Annotated in this window: 9 protein-coding genes and 1 pseudogene; 7 read left to right on the top strand and 3 right to left on the bottom strand. The window is 59.6% G+C overall.

Features of this window, described 5'->3' with window-relative positions; genetic code table 11:
* Positions 1-2 precede the first annotated feature (2 nt).
* From D3Y57_RS07635 to D3Y57_RS07605, 7 genes are all read left to right on the top strand, one after another.
* Positions 3-710 carry a glycosyltransferase family 2 protein gene (locus D3Y57_RS07635; protein WP_121152494.1) on the top strand — a complete coding sequence of 236 codons (708 nt, stop codon included), beginning with the start codon at positions 3-5 and terminating at the stop codon, positions 708-710.
* Positions 710-1,858 carry a nucleotidyltransferase domain-containing protein gene (locus tag D3Y57_RS07630; RefSeq protein ID WP_121152493.1) on the top strand — a complete coding sequence of 383 codons (1,149 nt, stop codon included), beginning with the start codon at positions 710-712 and terminating at the stop codon, positions 1,856-1,858. Before D3Y57_RS07635 ends, D3Y57_RS07630 begins: the two co-directional genes overlap by 1 nt.
* Positions 1,855-3,399 (top strand): ABC transporter ATP-binding protein, encoded by a 1,545-nt coding sequence (locus tag D3Y57_RS07625; protein WP_162987036.1) that lies wholly within the window; start codon positions 1,855-1,857, stop codon positions 3,397-3,399. The genes D3Y57_RS07630 and D3Y57_RS07625 overlap by 4 nt, the downstream gene beginning before the upstream one ends.
* Entirely contained in the window at positions 3,327-3,590 is a 264-nt protein-coding gene (locus D3Y57_RS21080; RefSeq protein ID WP_121152491.1) for an ATP-binding cassette domain-containing protein, read from the top strand. The genes D3Y57_RS07625 and D3Y57_RS21080 overlap by 73 nt, the downstream gene beginning before the upstream one ends.
* A complete protein-coding gene (locus D3Y57_RS07615; protein ID WP_121152490.1) occupies positions 3,587-5,347 on the top strand; it encodes a glycosyltransferase in 1,761 nt (586 codons plus the stop codon). Before D3Y57_RS21080 ends, D3Y57_RS07615 begins: the two co-directional genes overlap by 4 nt.
* On the top strand, positions 5,344-7,005 hold the full coding sequence (locus tag D3Y57_RS07610; protein WP_121152489.1) for an SMP-30/gluconolactonase/LRE family protein: 1,662 nt from the start codon (positions 5,344-5,346) through the stop codon (positions 7,003-7,005). Before D3Y57_RS07615 ends, D3Y57_RS07610 begins: the two co-directional genes overlap by 4 nt.
* A 162-nt stretch (positions 7,006-7,167) precedes the next feature.
* The gene (locus D3Y57_RS07605; RefSeq protein WP_121152488.1) at positions 7,168-7,368 is read left to right on the top strand and encodes a hypothetical protein; all 201 of its coding nucleotides are present in this window, start codon (positions 7,168-7,170) and stop codon (positions 7,366-7,368) included.
* 168 nt (positions 7,369-7,536) lie between these two features.
* Here D3Y57_RS07605 and D3Y57_RS07600 read toward each other — a convergent pair whose 3' ends face one another.
* From D3Y57_RS07600 to D3Y57_RS07590, 3 genes and pseudogenes are all read right to left on the bottom strand, one after another.
* Entirely contained in the window at positions 7,537-9,060 is a 1,524-nt protein-coding gene (locus D3Y57_RS07600) for an efflux transporter outer membrane subunit (protein WP_121155591.1), read from the bottom strand.
* Between the two features lie 8 nt (positions 9,061-9,068).
* Positions 9,069-12,361: pseudogene (locus D3Y57_RS07595) on the bottom strand (efflux RND transporter permease subunit).
* Positions 12,313-15,423, bottom strand: a complete 3,111-nt coding sequence (locus tag D3Y57_RS07590; RefSeq protein WP_121152487.1) for an efflux RND transporter permease subunit — start codon at positions 15,421-15,423, stop codon at positions 12,313-12,315. Before D3Y57_RS07590 ends, D3Y57_RS07595 begins: the two are co-directional and overlap by 49 nt.

Here is a 15,423-nt window from a genome sequence, read left to right as displayed (position 1 = left end):
CCATGTCTGAAACGCAGCCGGCTCGACTTTCAGTAAGCGTCGTCATTCCTTGTCATAACTACGGTCGCTATCTGCCCGATGCGCTCGCCAGCGTTCTCGATCAGTCACGCGCGGTGGATCAGATCGTCCTCGTCGATGATGGATCGACCGACGGCAGCGCGGATATCGCACGTGAGATTGCGCCCGACATCATCATTTTTCCTCAAGCACAGGGCGGTATTGCCCGCGCACGCAACAGCGGTTTGGCTGCTGCGACGGGCGACCTGATTGCCTTTTTGGATGCCGACGATATTTGGCCGGTGGACAGTCTTGCCAGTCGGATCGCGCCGATCGAGGCCGATCCGGCGGTGGCGGGCAGTTTCGGGCTGGTCGAGCAATTCCTGTGCCCAATGATGGATGCAGAAGCGCGCGAGCGCCTCCACTGTCCGTCGGGGCAGGTCGCCGCCCGATTGATGGGTGCTCTGCTGGTGCGGCGATCGGTTGCGGAGCAGATCGGCGCGTTCGACAGCAGCCTGGCGATCGGCGAGACGATGGACTGGATATCCCGACTCACCGCACTGGGCTCTCGGTTAACCACCGTCGATACGCTCGTGCTGCGGCGGCGCATCCATGGCAGCAATACTGTGCTGGCCCAGACCGATTACGCGGATTATTTCACCGTGATGCGTGCCGCGATCCGCCGCCGTACAGCTGCCGGGAATCCGAACTGATGCATCGCGGTGGTCCTGAACTCGCCGGCAGCGGAATGCCATGGCCGAGCGAAGCGCAAACGCTGTTGTTGCGCGCCGCGATCGGTCCGGCGCAAGGCGTCCGCGCGGCGTTCGACGCATGGCGTGCAATGACCGATATCGAAGCGCCGGTCGATGGCGGTACCTATCGTCTGTTGCCATTGCTTTATGCGCGACTGTCGGCGCTCGACATCGACGATCCTCTGATGGGACGGCTGAAGGGCGTCTATCGCCGCGCCTGGTATGAGAATAACCTGTTGTTCCACCGTGTCGTGCCAGCTGTCGCTGCGCTTGAGGCCGCAGGCATCAAGACGATGCTTTTAAAGGGGACGCCGATCGCGCTCACCTATCACGCGAGCCATGCGACGAGGCCCATGGCCGATCTCGACCTTATGGTGCGAACCGATCAGGCAGATGCCGCGCGGCATCTGCTGGCGAAACTCGGCTGGAAAGCAACCACGAAGCATCCCGCGCGCGAGCTTCCCGATCTCCACGCACAGGATTTGCGCAATGCGGAGGGCACTGAGATCGACCTGCACTGGCATTGCCTGCGCGAAGCGCCTGGTGATGCGCTCGACGCCTGGTTCTGGGCGACCGCCAAACCCTTCACGTTTGAAGGTGTAAAGACGCTGCAACCGGGCGCGACACAGATGCTGGTCCAGACGGTGCTGCATGGCTTGCGATCCAATCTTGAGCCGTCGATCCGCTGGGTAAGCGACGCGGCGGCACTGATGAGCCAGACTGCGGACCCGATCGACTGGTCTGGCATCGTCGTACTCGCCCGGCAGCACCGGCTTGCCTGTCGTTTATCCATGGGTCTCGGTTACCTTGTCGAACAATTCGGACAATCGGTGCCGGGGTGGGTGATCGAGCAGCTCGACGCCGCTGGCATCAGCTTTGTCGAGCGTGTCGAGAACATAGTCTATCTTGGTCCTGCGCAGCGCATGTACAGCCCATACCTCTATCCCTTAGTCGATTACTGGCGTTATCGCCGTGTGCGTGGCGCAGGGCGGTTCTGGCGTGAGTTTCCCGAATATCTTTCGCGTCGGTGGCAGCTTCGCCATCCGTTGATGATACCGGTCGCGGCTGGATCGGTGCTGCTGCGTCAGACGCGGCGGGCGCTACGATGACAGAAAGCGCAACCGTACCGTCGGCGGCAACGCGTATTGCGAACCCTCTAGCGAAACTGTCACTGATACGGTGGTCGCTGTGGCGCGGGTTCCTTAGTCGATTGGGCCGGTCGCGCGGCCAGCTATTCATGCTTGCGGCACTAGGGAGCCTCCAGTCGCTGCTGTTTCTGCCGATGCTGCATCTCGTGCGATATTGTTTTGACACCGCTATTCCTCATAAGCGCGTCGAAGCGGTAATAATGGTCGGTGCTGGAATTCTGTCGATCCGACTGGTTTCGAGCGCGCTGCTTCTACTAACCCGATTTTTCAGCGTCCGGTTGGCCAAGCGGACTGTGGCTGGCTTGCGGCAGGAACTGGTCGACTGGCTCTATCGCTCGCCACGTGACTATCTGGCGCGCAACGACGCTGCCTATGTTCAGGGCCGCATAGTCCAGGAGACCGAACGGCTCGACAATCTGTCGAGCACGCTGCTCAGTGCGGTGTTGCCCGCGCTGCTGACGATCGTGGTGCTGATCGGGACGCTCGCGTGGATCAACTGGCGATTGCTGCTGATCGCCGGTGTGTTTGCACCGTTCGCATGGGCGCTTGGACTGGTCGCGGGACGGCATGTGAAACGAGAAGTGACCGCGTTCCAGCATAATTTCGAACGTTTTCATCAGGGCATCTCGTTCGTCGTACGTCAGATGGATCTGACCCGGAGCCGCGGGTTTGAAGAAGGGGAGTTCCAAGCGCAAAGCAGCCGTATAGACGATCTCCAACGATCGGGCGTCCGCATGGCGATGAGCTTTGCCGCCCATGGGCAGCTCCAATCGATCGCAATCGGGGCAATCGGCGTACTGGTCCTGATCGTGGGCGGACTTCAGGTCATCGCGGGCGCATTGTCGCTCGGAGATCTGCTCGCCTTCTATCTCGGTGCCGGGTTTCTCAATAACGCCATGTCACAGCTGACAACGCTGCTGCCCGACGTGCTCACCTGTGATGGATCACTGGGGCGACTTGAAGCCCTCAGGACCGGCGTGACCGGGACATCCTATACCGGCCGACAAAAATCGCGCTTCGTGGGTCGCATCACGCTCGCCGACGTGACTTTTCGTCATGGGGACACGCCCTTACTTGATCAGCTATCGCTGGATTTGGCACCGGGGTGCAACGTCGCCATCATCGGCCCGAACGGGTCAGGCAAGACGACGATCGTCGATCTGATCCTTGGTTTCCACCGGCCTCAGCAAGGAGTATTGCTTGCGGATGGCATACCCTATGACCAGCTAGATCTGCGAGTACTCCGGCAAAGCTTTGGCTTTGTGCCTCAGCGACCAACTTTCTTTACCGGCACTGTTGCCGAAAACCTGACCTATGGCCGACCCGACCGATCTAATGCGGACATTGTCGCCGCAGCCGAACGCGCCGGGGTGCACGCATTTATCCGTGATCTGCCGCAGGGCTATGAGACGCCGATCGGAGAGGCGGCATGCTCCTGTCGGGCGGCGAGGCGCAGCGACTGGCGATTGCGCGCGCGTTGGTCGGCGATCCCCGGTTGCTGATTTTCGATGAGCCCACCAATCATCTCGACACGGCGACGGTTGGCTCGATCATGGGCCGACTGGTGGCAGCGCGCGACGGCCTGGGCCTGCTCACGATAACCCACGACACGGCGGTCGTGGCACTCGCCGAAAGCATATTCCGGCTCGATCGCGGGCAACTCGTCCCGCAAGTCCAAGCAGAGGTCGTATGAGCAGCAACGAACGATCCGAGGAGGAACAACGCGGTTTCTACACTGCAGTGGTCGATCGCGCGCTGGAGGCACAGGCGCAGGCGGGCGCGACGACGCGGTTGATAGAACTGGCCGGGATACGCATTCGGCTGGTTTTTGCGGGACAGCGACTACTCGATGAATTCATGGGTGCGCTCGCTCATCTCGAACTTGTCGACTGGGTCGGAGCGACGGATGCTACCTTTCATTTGTGGGATACTGAATCGACCGGGGTTGCGATGTTGCCTCCGCCACTCCCCAGCGAAAGTTTCACCGACCGCGGCGACCTGTGGGGCTTTTCCAGCTTCCGCTATCGCAGCGCTTTTCATTGGAGCGAATATTCGGTTTGCGTTTTCGATAGCGAAACGCAGATAGGCGCTTATTGGGTCAATCGTACTTCGAACCTGCCATATTGGGCACGATCCTCGCCAATGCGGACCCTGTTCCACTGGCTGATGGAGCGTCACGGACGTCAGCTGCTGCATGCGGCGGCAATCGGCACTGATGCGGGTGGCGTGCTGATCGTCGGCAAAGGGGGAGTTGGCAAATCTACCACGTCGCTCTCGTCGCTCGTCAGGGGGCTGCGTTTCGCCGGGGACGACTATGTCGTGGTAGGGTTCGACCCCGAACCGACGGTTTGGAGCCTCTATTGCACCGCCAAAGTCACGCCCCAGCAACTGGCAGCGTTTCCGGACCTGGAGCCGCTCGCCGATCCGATTGGGCCGGGCGACGAGAAGGCGGTGATCCGCCTCTATCCCGACCATGCCGAACGGTTCGCGCGATCATTGCCATTGCGCTGGCTCGTAACACCGCGCTTCGGGGAAGGCCCAGAGACGCGGTTCGAACCAATTTCGCAGGTTGCGCTACATCAGGCTGCGGCGTTTACGACTTTGTTGCAACTACCCCATGCGGGCGCGACGACGCATGCGTTTGTCGCTCGCCTGATCGATGCGTTGCCCGGTGCCCAGATGACGCTGGGGAGCGATGTGAGCGCGGTGCCCGGCGCGATCGTGCGGTTGATCGAGGAAGGGGCTGATGTGGAACAGGCCCGGCATGCGGCACGGCCACTGGTGACAGTAATTGTGCCGGTCTTCAACGGCGCGCACTTTCTGGAGTCGGCGATCGCGAGTATCGTCGCTCAGCGCTATCCGGCACTCGAGATCATTATCGTAGATGATGGGTCGACCGATGAGATCGAGGCGGCGGTCGCCGCATCGCCGGTAGACGTGCGGTTTTTCCGCCAGATGAATGCCGGGCCGGCGGCAGCACGAAACCGCGGCCTGCGGGACGCGTCAGGCGACCTGATCGCCTTTCTTGACGTCGATGATTTGTGGCCTGAAGGAACGATAGAAGCGCTGTTCGAAATTATGGAGGCGACGCCAGAAGCCGATGTCGTGATTGGTCGCGCGCAGATGGCGCGCATCATCGATGACTGCGAAGACTCGTTCTATGATGAATCCGGTGGTGCCTATCCCTATTATATCGGCTCGGCGCTGTACCGCCGGCGCGTGTTCGACCGGATTGGCCTGTTCGACGACGGCCTGCGCTTTGCCGAGGACACGGACTGGTTCCAGCGACTGAAAGAGCGGGGCGGCGATCTTCGCCGGATCGAGCGCACGACGTTGGTGGTGCGGCGTCACGGTGGTAACATGACCGAGGGTAAGACGCGGGTCGAACTCGGCATGATTCAGGCTCTCAAGCGGGCGCTTGATCGTCGGCGTGCGCAGGCTGAGAGTTGATTGCCGATCCAAAACGTCGGATCGTTATCACCGGAGCAGCGGGCAATCTCGGGCGTCGACTGCGCATACATTGGTGGGAACGCGACGATCTTGATCTGGTTCTGCTTGACTGCGCGTCGCGTGACGACCCCGCTATAGTCTCTGCGGACCTGTCAGAATGGAACTCAAGCTGGGTTGATCGATTCTCGGGTGTCGACACGATTGTCCATCTTGCGGGCAATGCCGACGCAAACGCGGACAGCGCCGCACTGGCCGGTTCCAACATCGATAACGCGCGCAATCTCTACCGCGCGGCAGCATTGCATGGCGTTTCGCGTGTGATCTTTGCCAGTTCGGTATGGGCGATGGCAGGGCGCGCTCATGACAGACTCCCGATCTTCGCCGATGATGCGCAACCGGGTGACAACGCTTATGGCGCGTCAAAGCGGTTCGCTGAACGTTTGGCACGCGAACAGGGGATTATGGGGGGGCCGGTCACGATTGCATTACGGATAGGAGGCTGTCCGTCCGGCCCAAATCCGCCGATCCGCAAAAACGATTGGGAGGATCAGTGCTGGCTGAGCAATCGCGACTTCTGCCGGGGCATCGATTGCGCGCTTGATGCCCCGGTTGAGGGTTTCGCGCTAATCAACCTGACATCGCTGGTCCCGGACGGTCGGTGGGATCTGGAGCATACGCGTGCCGTAATCGGATATGTACCGCAGGACCGTTTCGATCCGCCACCAGTACCGCGTCCGATAGGGCGATTCCGCAGGGTGATGCGTAAGGTGCGGCCGACCATCACCGCTAGCCGGCGAGGTCCAAGCGATGTTCAATTGGTGTCGGCTGTGGGGTGCGAGCTTGGGGAAGGGCCGCTTTGGGATTCCGTCCGCCAGTGCTTGTGGTTCCTCGACATCGCCAGTGGACACCTCCACCGTTATTATCCCGACGGGAATGCCGATGCGCATATTGCGTTTCCGGGTGAACCGGCCTTTGTGGTGCATGATGACGCGGGCGGACTGCTGCTTGGTGCCGGATCAACGATCCACCGGCTCACCGACGATGCGCTCGATCTTGTGACGATGATAAATCTGCCACCCGGCGCACGAGTGAACGATGGTTGCGTGGATGCGGCAGGAGCACTGTGGTTCGGGTCGATGGACCGACAGGGTGCGGAACCGGCCGGTCGCCTTTATCGGTACGACGGAGTCGAGATGACCCGTCACGGCCGTCGTTGCCCGATCGTAAACGGTCCTGCATTCAGTCCCGACGGCACCACGCTATATCAGGCGGATTCCGTCGCTGGATCGATCTGGCAATTCGCCGTGCGAGACGGGCTGCTGATGGGCGAGGGGCAGCCTTTTGTAATGATCGATCCCCGACACGGGGCGCCCGACGGCCTCACCGTCGATGCCGAGGGAGCTCTGTGGGTTGCATTATGGGGCGGTTGGGCGGTGCGGCGCTATGCCCCGGACGGCAGGCTGCTCGCAACCGTCCGTTTCCCTTGCGCGAACGTGACGAAGGTCGCCTTTGGTGGCCCCGACCTGACAACTGTGTACGCCACGAGCGCCGCAATCGGCCTTTCGCCGCACGATCGCCGCAGCCAGCCGCTCGCTGGCGCATTATTCCGATTCGACGTCCCGGTGCCCGGTTTGTTGCCCTATCGTTACCGCTGGTAGGCGGTTCACCATTACGTGCCGCGGCACCGCACAGGACCATTTACGGTAGAGTTTGGGCGCAAAGCTGTCTCTGAGAGAAGTATTACGCAGATCTGCAAGATACCTCCGAATGCGGCATTTACTTCTGGACCATGATCCCGGTCCGTCGCTATCGGCGGCTGCATGAGTATCGTTGCCACCATCATGAATTCGGCTACTGGCCAACCCATTCAAAAAATGACGTTCGGGCGGATGCCCAAGCCCTGGGCCAGTTTCAATCTAGCGACGGGCGAACTGGTCACTGCGGATCGCATCCATATCGGCCAGCCTGCGCCGGGCAAGTTCGCTGCACCGGTCGAGGTCTGGGTTACGCCCAAGGGCTGATGACTGTCGATGTCCCAGCGCCGTCAACATAGCCAGATATCCCAAGATCAATGAATTTCGGGGATGCCAATTTGATGGCTTAATGTCGTGAAATTGCACCACCGTTTTGAGCAAGATTTGCTAAGTCCACCGTCCGGTTACGGGCCTCTATCCAAGCGAAGCCGACTGCTATTGCCCGTCTTTTTGAGACCGTTCTATTGCAGCAGCGCGAACGGTTTCTGTTCCATTCGCGAGGTCTGCCTTGCTAAATCCACCTCCCAGAGCCTGTACAAGAGCGACGGTCGCATTCTGTCGATCAACCTGAGCTTGAATTAACGCGCGGCGTGCGGTCAGCGCCGTAGCTTGCGCAGTGACGACGTTTGTAAAGACAACGATGCCAGCTTGATACTGATAGCGAATGGAGGTTTCGGATTTATCCGCAGCAACCGAAGCGACACGCAGGAATGTTTCCTGACGAGCAAGTATTTGCTGGGCAATCAGATTGTCTTGCACCTCCTGAAATGCAGTGAGCGTTACCTGACGATAGTTGGCAACCGCCCCATCATAGGCGGCGCGGGCTTGAGCGACGCGCGCTTTACGTGCTCCGAAGTCCAGGAGAGTTTGGGCCACCTGAGCACCGAGTGACCAGAATGACGCCGCTGAGGAAAACAGTCCTGACAGCACATTGTTGGCTACACCGCCATCGGCAGACAGGCTGACGGTCGGGAAAAAGGCTGCGCGATTGACACCTATCTCGGCATTGGCGGCCGCAACCGCGCGTTCTGCCGATGCGATGTCGGGGCGACGCTCCGTTAGCGATGCCGGGATGATCGCCGGGACATCGGGCACCACAGGTTTCCAATTACCTCCAAGCGAGGCGAGCGTGAAACTCGCCGGATTTTCGCCGACCAGAACGGCGATAGCATCCTCGAACTGGGCGCGTGTCTGCTTCTCTCCCTCCAGGTCGGACTGGGCGGAGGCGAGTTGCGACTGGGCCTGAAATACGTCGGTGCGGGGTGCCGTCCCGGCGTTATAGGTATTTGTCGCGATCGTCAGCGAGCGTTGATATGCGTTCACCGTCGCGGTGAGGCTGGCTATTTGGGCATCCGCTGCGCGCAGCGACAGGTAATCAGTGGCAAGTTCACCCTGTAGCGCGAGCCGTGCGTTCGCCAAATCGGCAAGCCTTGCCTGTTCGGTCAGCCGCGCGTTTCGGACAGTATTGGTAATCTGGCCGAACAGATCGGGCGTCCACGATGCATCCACGCTGAGCCTGTAACTGTTCGAAGCGTTGCCGCTGCCCGAGTTTGTCGTCGTCGTGGTGCCGCCAGTCGATCCGCTGCCCGAGATCACCGAACTGCTGCTTCCGGAATAGCTGTGCGTAACCTGACCGTTGGCAGTCACGGTCGGAAACAGGCTGGCGCGAGCCTCTTTGGTCGTTGCATGAGCCTGCCGATACGTGGCCGCCGCCTGTGCCAATGTCTGATTGTGGAGAATCGCCCGCGTAATCAGTTCGTTGAGCTGGGTATCGCCATAGGCCATCCACCAATCTGTGCGCGGAGCATCGTCGGCAGGGGTGGCAACTCGCCATCCCGGTGCCGTTTTCCACGCGGGCGGCGCGGGCGCGGCGAGGACAGGGGGATGATAAGGCGGCGCAAGCGAACAGCCTGCGACACCAAATGCGGCACATAGGGCGAGTGTTTGGCGGTACGTCATTTTGCTGGTCATACAGGAAGCTCGCGAACGCGTCTTGCTGCCACCCGGCGTTCGCGACGACGCGCGAGTCCGTCAAGAACGACATAGACGACAGGTGTGGTGATAAGTGTAAGCAACTGGCTTGCGATAAGGCCGCCAATGATGGCAATGCCGAGCGGACGGCGCAGCTCAGCTCCTTCGCCAAAGCCGATGGCGAGAGGCAGTGCGCCAAGACCCGCCGCAATTGTTGTCATCAGGATCGGTCGGAAACGCATCAGACTGGCCTCCCGTGCTGCGGCTTCGGCTGAAATCCCACGCGTCCGCTGCGCATGGATTGCAAAGTCGATTATCAGAATCGCGTTCTTTTTCACGATACCGAGCAACAGAAAGACTCCGATCAGCGCGATGATCGAGAAATCCATGCCAAAGATCATCAGCGCAATCACTGCTCCAATCCCCGCAGAAGGAAGCGTGGAAAGCACCGTCAACGGGTGGATCAGACTCTCATACAATATACCCAGCACGATATAGATCGTAACGATCGCCGCGAGAATGAGCAGCGGCTGCGATCCTTGCTGTTGTTGATACGTTAGCGCAGTTCCCGAAAATGCGCCGTGGACGGTGTTTGGCAACGCGATCTGCCGTTCAGCCTGTTCGATTGCGATCGTGGCATCGGACAATGATTTGCCGGGCGCCAAGTCGAAGGAGACAGTCGCGGAAACTTCGGTCCCCTGATGGTTGACGCTCGCAGCGGTGGCTTTCTGAGCATAAGACGTGATCGCATTCAGCGGCACCATGTTGTGCGCGGACGTCGCCAGCGCCGACCCGGTTGATGGCGCGCGCAATGCCGGGTTGGTCGAGATCGCCGCAGCCCCAGCCGCAGCAGCCGTGGTCGTTTCCGTCGCAGGGGTCGTAGATGTTGTCGTCGGCGTATTAACCGAGGGGGCACCGGCCGGAATACGCACGTCCTGAAGGTTGGCTGGTCCCACGGTTGCGTTCTGATTCCACCCGAGGATCACGCTATACTGGTTGATATCTTCATAAATAGTCGCGACGTTACGCTGTCCGAACGCATCGTAAAGCGCATTGTCGATATCGCCCGGTGCAATGCCCACTCGCGCTGCTGCATCCTTATCGATCGTGATGAAACTTTCGACGCCGTTTTCGGCAAGATCACTGTCGACGTTGCGCAGCACGGGGCTATCGTTGAGCGCATCGGTTAGCTTTTGAGACCAGAGTTTCAGATTGGCGGTATTGTCGGCCATCAGCGTGTATTGATAGGTGGAGTTGCCCTGTCGGCCGCCGATCCGCAAATCCTGCACGGGGTTCAGGAACAACCTGATCCCCTTCACCGGCTGAAGGTGTTTCTGAAGCCGCTGAATGATGACGCTACTGGTCTGCCCATGCCGTTGATTGACCGGCTTCAGTGCCACCATCATGAACGCGCCACCTGCTCGGGTGCCCCCGGTAAAGCCGACAACGCTCTGGACCGCATGATCGCTCTTGATGATGCCGACGACCTGTTGCAGCTTTTGCTGCATGGACTGGAAGGAAACACTTTCGTCGGCGCGAACGCCCGCCATCAGTAACGGCGATTCCTGCTGCGGGAAGAACCCCTTTGGAACGACGATGTACAGATAGCCGGTGAGTGCTATCACACAGGCCAGTAACAGCAGGACCAGCGGCTTCATGGCGAGCGCCCAGTCGAGCGATTTCGCATAGGTCCGCTCGGCCCGGACATAGACGCGCTCGAGGTTCCTTGAGAGCCGCCCCGGTTGACGTTCGTCCTCGGGAGCTTTGGCACGAAGGAACCATGCGCAAAGCATCGGCGTGGTCGTTAGTGAGAGGACAAGGCTGATGAGAACAGCAATCGATAGTGTGACCGCGAACTCCCGAAAGAGCCTGCCGATAATTCCGCCCATGAAAAGCAGCGGAATGAAAACGGCCACCAGACTTACCGACATCGACAATACGGTGAAACCAACCTCGGACGCACCTTTCAGCGCTGCTTCGACACGTCCCATTCCCGCTTCCAGATGGCGCGTCGTGTTTTCCAGCACCACGATAGCATCATCGACGACAAAGCCTGTGGCGACCGTAATTGCCATCAGCGACAGATTGTCGAGACTGAAGCCGAGCAAATACATCACGCCGAACGTGCCGAGTAGCGAAACGATGGTCGCGACAGCCGGAATCATGGTGGAACGCAAGTCGCGCAAAAATGCAAACACAACCAGCACCACCAGAATGAGCGCGATCAGGACCGTGATCTCGATCTCCTTGATCGATGCCCGGATCGAACTCGTTCGGTCCATCGCCACCGCGACTTTGATGTCGGCGGGATTTGCGCGCGGATGCCCGGTAATTCGGCCTGAATGGCATCGGCCATTTCAATCAGATTGGCACCGGGCTGCTGGGTGATATTGACGATAATCGCCCGCTTGCTGTTGAACAGGCCCATCGTTCGCGTGTCGGCCACGCCGTCGCTGACGGTCGCAATGTCTTCCAACCGCACGGCAGCGTCATTGCGCCATGCAACAACCAGGACGCGATAATCGGCGGCAACCCGGCCCGGCTCATTGGTGTAAATCTGCCATGACCGCCCGTTGACGCCCTGTACCAGACCCTTTGGACGATTGGCGTTGGCGGCCTCGATCGCGGCGCGAACGTCCTCCATGGAAATACCATAGCTGTTCAACTGATAGGGATTGATATCGACGCGAACGGCCGGCAGCGATCCTCCGCCAAGCTCGACGTCACCGACACCTGGAATCTGGAGCATCCGCTGCTGAATGATGTTCGAAACCGCGTCGTAAACCTGACCTGGCGTGCGCGTGTCGGAGGTCAGCGCGAGCGTGATGACCGGCTGGTTGGCCGGATTGACTTTTCGGTAAGTGGGGTTCTGTTTGAGCGTAGCGGGCAGATCGACGCGTGCCGCGTTGATCGCCGCCTGTACCTCACGCGCGGCACCATCGATGCTCTTCGAGAGATCGAACTGAAGCGTGATCCGGGTCGATCCCAGCGAACTTTGCGAAGTCATCTCGGTCACGCCCGAGATTGCGGATAATCGCCGCTCAAGCGGTGTGGCGACGCTTTGCGCCATCACGTCGGGACTGGCACCGGCCAGACTGGCCGAAACGCTGATCGTTGGAAAATCGACTTGGGGCAGGGGGGCAACCGCGAGCGAAAAGAACCCCGCTATCCCGGCCAGAGCGAGCCCTATCGTCAGTAGGACGGTTCCGACTGGCCGCTGGATAAAGGGCGCCGAGAGATTCAAGCCTCGGCTTCCGGTCCAACGGCGGAGGCAGGCCCAGCGCCCCACCCCCGTTTGGCGAAATGCTGCTGAGCGCGATCGAAATATAAATAGATGATCGGGGTTGTGAACATCGTCAGCAACTGACTAACCAGCAGCCCGCCGAAGATCGCGATGCCGAGCGGACGGCGCAATTCCGCACCTTCGCCAAACCCTGCCATCAGTGGAACGGCGGCAAACAAGGCAGCGAGTGTTGTCATCAGGATCGGCCGGAACCGCAACAGCGCCGCCTGTCGAATCGCCGCGACAGGAGTAAGCCCCTCATCGCGTTCGGCGGCAATCGCAAAATCTATCATCATGATAGCGTTCTTCTTCACGATACCAATCAGCAAGACGATGCCGATGATGCCGATGATGTCGAGATCATGGCCCGTCACCCACAGGGCAAAAAGCGCGCCGAGAGCTGCGGACGGCAACGTCGACAGGATCGTAATCGGGTGAATGAAGCTTTCGTACAGCACCCCAAGGACGATGTAGACGCAAACGATCGCGGCAAGGATCAACCACAACTGATTGTTCAGTGAATTGGCAAAGGTTCCCGCTGCACCCAGAAACGTGATCGTAACGCCGCGCTTTAACTGCAAGCCGTCGACGACTTTCTGGATAGCTCCAGTCGCAGTGCCGAGCGACACGCCCGACGCAGTATCGAAGTTTACCGTGGCCGACGGAAACTGTCCGACATGGTTCACCGAGAGTGGCGATTGCCCCTCGGTAATGCGCGCCACGGCGTTCAATGGCGTAGCGCCGCCGGATGCAGGGAGATGGAGAAGCCCAAGCGATTGCGGATCGGTGACAAGACCCGGTGCCGCTTCGAGGATGACCCGGTATTGCGTGGTTTCTGTAAAGATCGTGGACACGATCCGCTGACCGAATGCGGAATAAAGCGTATCGTCCACACTCGACGCAGTGATGTTCAGCCGCGCGGCCGTGTCACGATCTATGTTGATAAATGCAGCCGCTCCCATCGCTCCTGCGTCGGTGGAGACGTTGGCGATTTTGGTCACGGGTTGAAGCGCGGCTGTTATGCGTTTTGTTTCGGAGACGACGTCGGCGGTGTTCGAACCCTGCACCGAAAAACGATATTGCGTCGGGCCGCTTTCGGCGTCGATCGTCAAATCCTGAGTGGGTTGGAGATAGAGGGTCAGACCGGGGATCTGATCGACCGCTTGTTTTAGCCGAGTCATCAGTTTGGCTTGATTGGTGTGACTCGGCTTCAGATTGATGAGCATCGTTCCGGTGTTCAGCGAAGCGTTGCTTGATCCGTCGACGCCGACATAGGACGACAGGGTTTCGACATCATCGTCCTTCAAAATGATCCGCGCAGCCTGTGTCTGCAATTCGGCCATGCGATCGTAGGACACACCAGTGCTGGCGATAATGCGAGCCTGGAGTTGGCCGGTGTCCTGTGTTGGAAAGAGTCCTTTGGGAATAATAAGGTATATCAACACGGTAAGGGCCAGTGTCGTGACGGCCACCACGAGCGTCGCAAAACGGCGGGCCAGGACGAAATCAAGCCCGCGTTCATAGTGATGTTCGACCCACGCGAAGGCGGCGGCAGAGCGTTTTGCGACCCGGCTTTGCTTTTCTTCGCCGGGAGACTTCAGCCAGCGGGCCGACAGCATCGGGGTCAGCGTCAGCGATACGACGGCCGAAATCAGGATCGTTACCGCCAGAGTGACCGCAAATTCGCGGAAAAGACGGCCCACGATGTCGCCCATAAATAGCAGCGGAATCAGCACTGCGATCAATGAAATGGTCAGCGATATGATGGTAAAGCCGATTTCCTGCGCACCGCGAAGCGCCGCATCGAACGGTTTTATCCCATCCTCGATGTGCCGCTGGATATTCTCGATCATCACGATGGCGTCATCGACCACGAATCCGGTCGCGATCGTCAACGCCATCAGCGACAAGTTATCGAGGCTGTAGTTCAGCAAATACATGACGCCGAACGTGCCGATCAGGCTGATCGGCACGGCCAGTCCTGCAACGAGCGTAGCTCGCGCCGAGTGCAGGAAGAAAAAGATCACCATGACCACCAGCACGACGGCAAGGACGAGTTCGAATTCGACATCGTGAACCGAACTGCGGATTCCGGTTGTGCGGTCGGCAAGGACAGTTGCGTTAAGCCCCGCAGGCAGGCTTTTCAAAAGCTCTGGCAATTCGGCCTTGATCGCGTCGGTCGTCGCGATGACGTTGGCCCCCGGCTGGCGCTGAACATTCAGGATGATGGCAGGTGTGTCATTGGCGAGCGCGGCCAGCCGTGCGTTTTCCGCACCCTGCGTAACCTGCGTAACATCCTTCAACCGCACCGGGGCGTTGTTCTGGAAAGTGACAATCAGGTTTTTGTAATCGTCGACGCTCTCAAGCTGGTCGTTGGCGTTGATCTGATATGAACGGTTCGGGCCATCGAAGCTGCCCTTTGCCGAGTTCGAATTCGCATTGTCGATCGCCGTGCGAAGCTGGGCGAGTGACAGATTGTAACTCGACAGTGCCTGAGTATCGGCCTGAATACGCATCGCCGGTTTCTGCCCACCGGCAAGGCCAACGAGTCCCACACCCGAAATCTGGCTGATCTTCTGTGCCAGTCGTGTGTCCACGATGGACTGGACCTGAGTGAGCGGAATCGTTTTGGACGTGATTGCCAGCGTCAGGATCGGCGCGTCGGCAGGGTTGATCTTTGCATATAGAGGCGGGGCGGGCAGGTCGGCGGGTAACAGCGCCTGTGACGCGTTGATGGCAGCCTGAACTTCCTGTTCTGCAACGTCGAGCCCTTCGCTCAGCGTGAATTGGAGTGTAATTACCGATGCACCGGACGAACTGGTGGACTCCATGCGCGACAGGCCCGGCATCTGGCCGAACTGGCGCTCCAGCGGCGCGGTGACCGTCTGGCTCATCACCTCCGGGCTGCCCCCCGGATAAAGCGTCGTCACCTGTATCGTGGGGTAATCAACCTCTGGCAGGGCAGAGAGCGACAGCATCCGAAAGCCGACCAACCCGGCCAGAACGATCGCGACCATGAACAGCGCAGTCGCAACTGGCCGCAGGATAAAAATGCGTGACGGGCCCAT

This window comes from Sphingomonas paeninsulae (assembly GCF_003660165.1).
GTDB classification, from domain to species: domain Bacteria; phylum Pseudomonadota; class Alphaproteobacteria; order Sphingomonadales; family Sphingomonadaceae; genus Sphingomonas_O; species Sphingomonas_O paeninsulae.
Note: the sequence above shows the minus strand (reverse complement) of the source record. Positions and strands in the feature narration are given on the sequence as shown.

Bases quoted from the DNA above. Each gene is read 5' to 3' on its own strand.
- D3Y57_RS21080 (WP_121152491.1), top strand. From the start codon at position 3,327: ATGCTCCTGTCGGGCGGCGAGGCGCAGCGACTGGCGATTGCGCGCGCG.
- D3Y57_RS07605 (WP_121152488.1), top strand. From the start codon at position 7,168: ATGAGTATCGTTGCCACCATCATGAATTCGGCTACTGGCCAACCCATT.
- D3Y57_RS07635 (WP_121152494.1), top strand. From the start codon at position 3: ATGTCTGAAACGCAGCCGGCTCGACTTTCAGTAAGCGTCGTCATTCCT.
- D3Y57_RS07630 (WP_121152493.1), top strand. From the start codon at position 710: ATGCATCGCGGTGGTCCTGAACTCGCCGGCAGCGGAATGCCATGGCCG.
- D3Y57_RS07625 (WP_162987036.1), top strand. From the start codon at position 1,855: ATGACAGAAAGCGCAACCGTACCGTCGGCGGCAACGCGTATTGCGAAC.
- D3Y57_RS07600 (WP_121155591.1), bottom strand. From the start codon at position 9,060: ATGACGTACCGCCAAACACTCGCCCTATGTGCCGCATTTGGTGTCGCA.
- D3Y57_RS07615 (WP_121152490.1), top strand. From the start codon at position 3,587: ATGAGCAGCAACGAACGATCCGAGGAGGAACAACGCGGTTTCTACACT.
- D3Y57_RS07590 (WP_121152487.1), bottom strand. From the start codon at position 15,423: ATGGGCCCGTCACGCATTTTTATCCTGCGGCCAGTTGCGACTGCGCTG.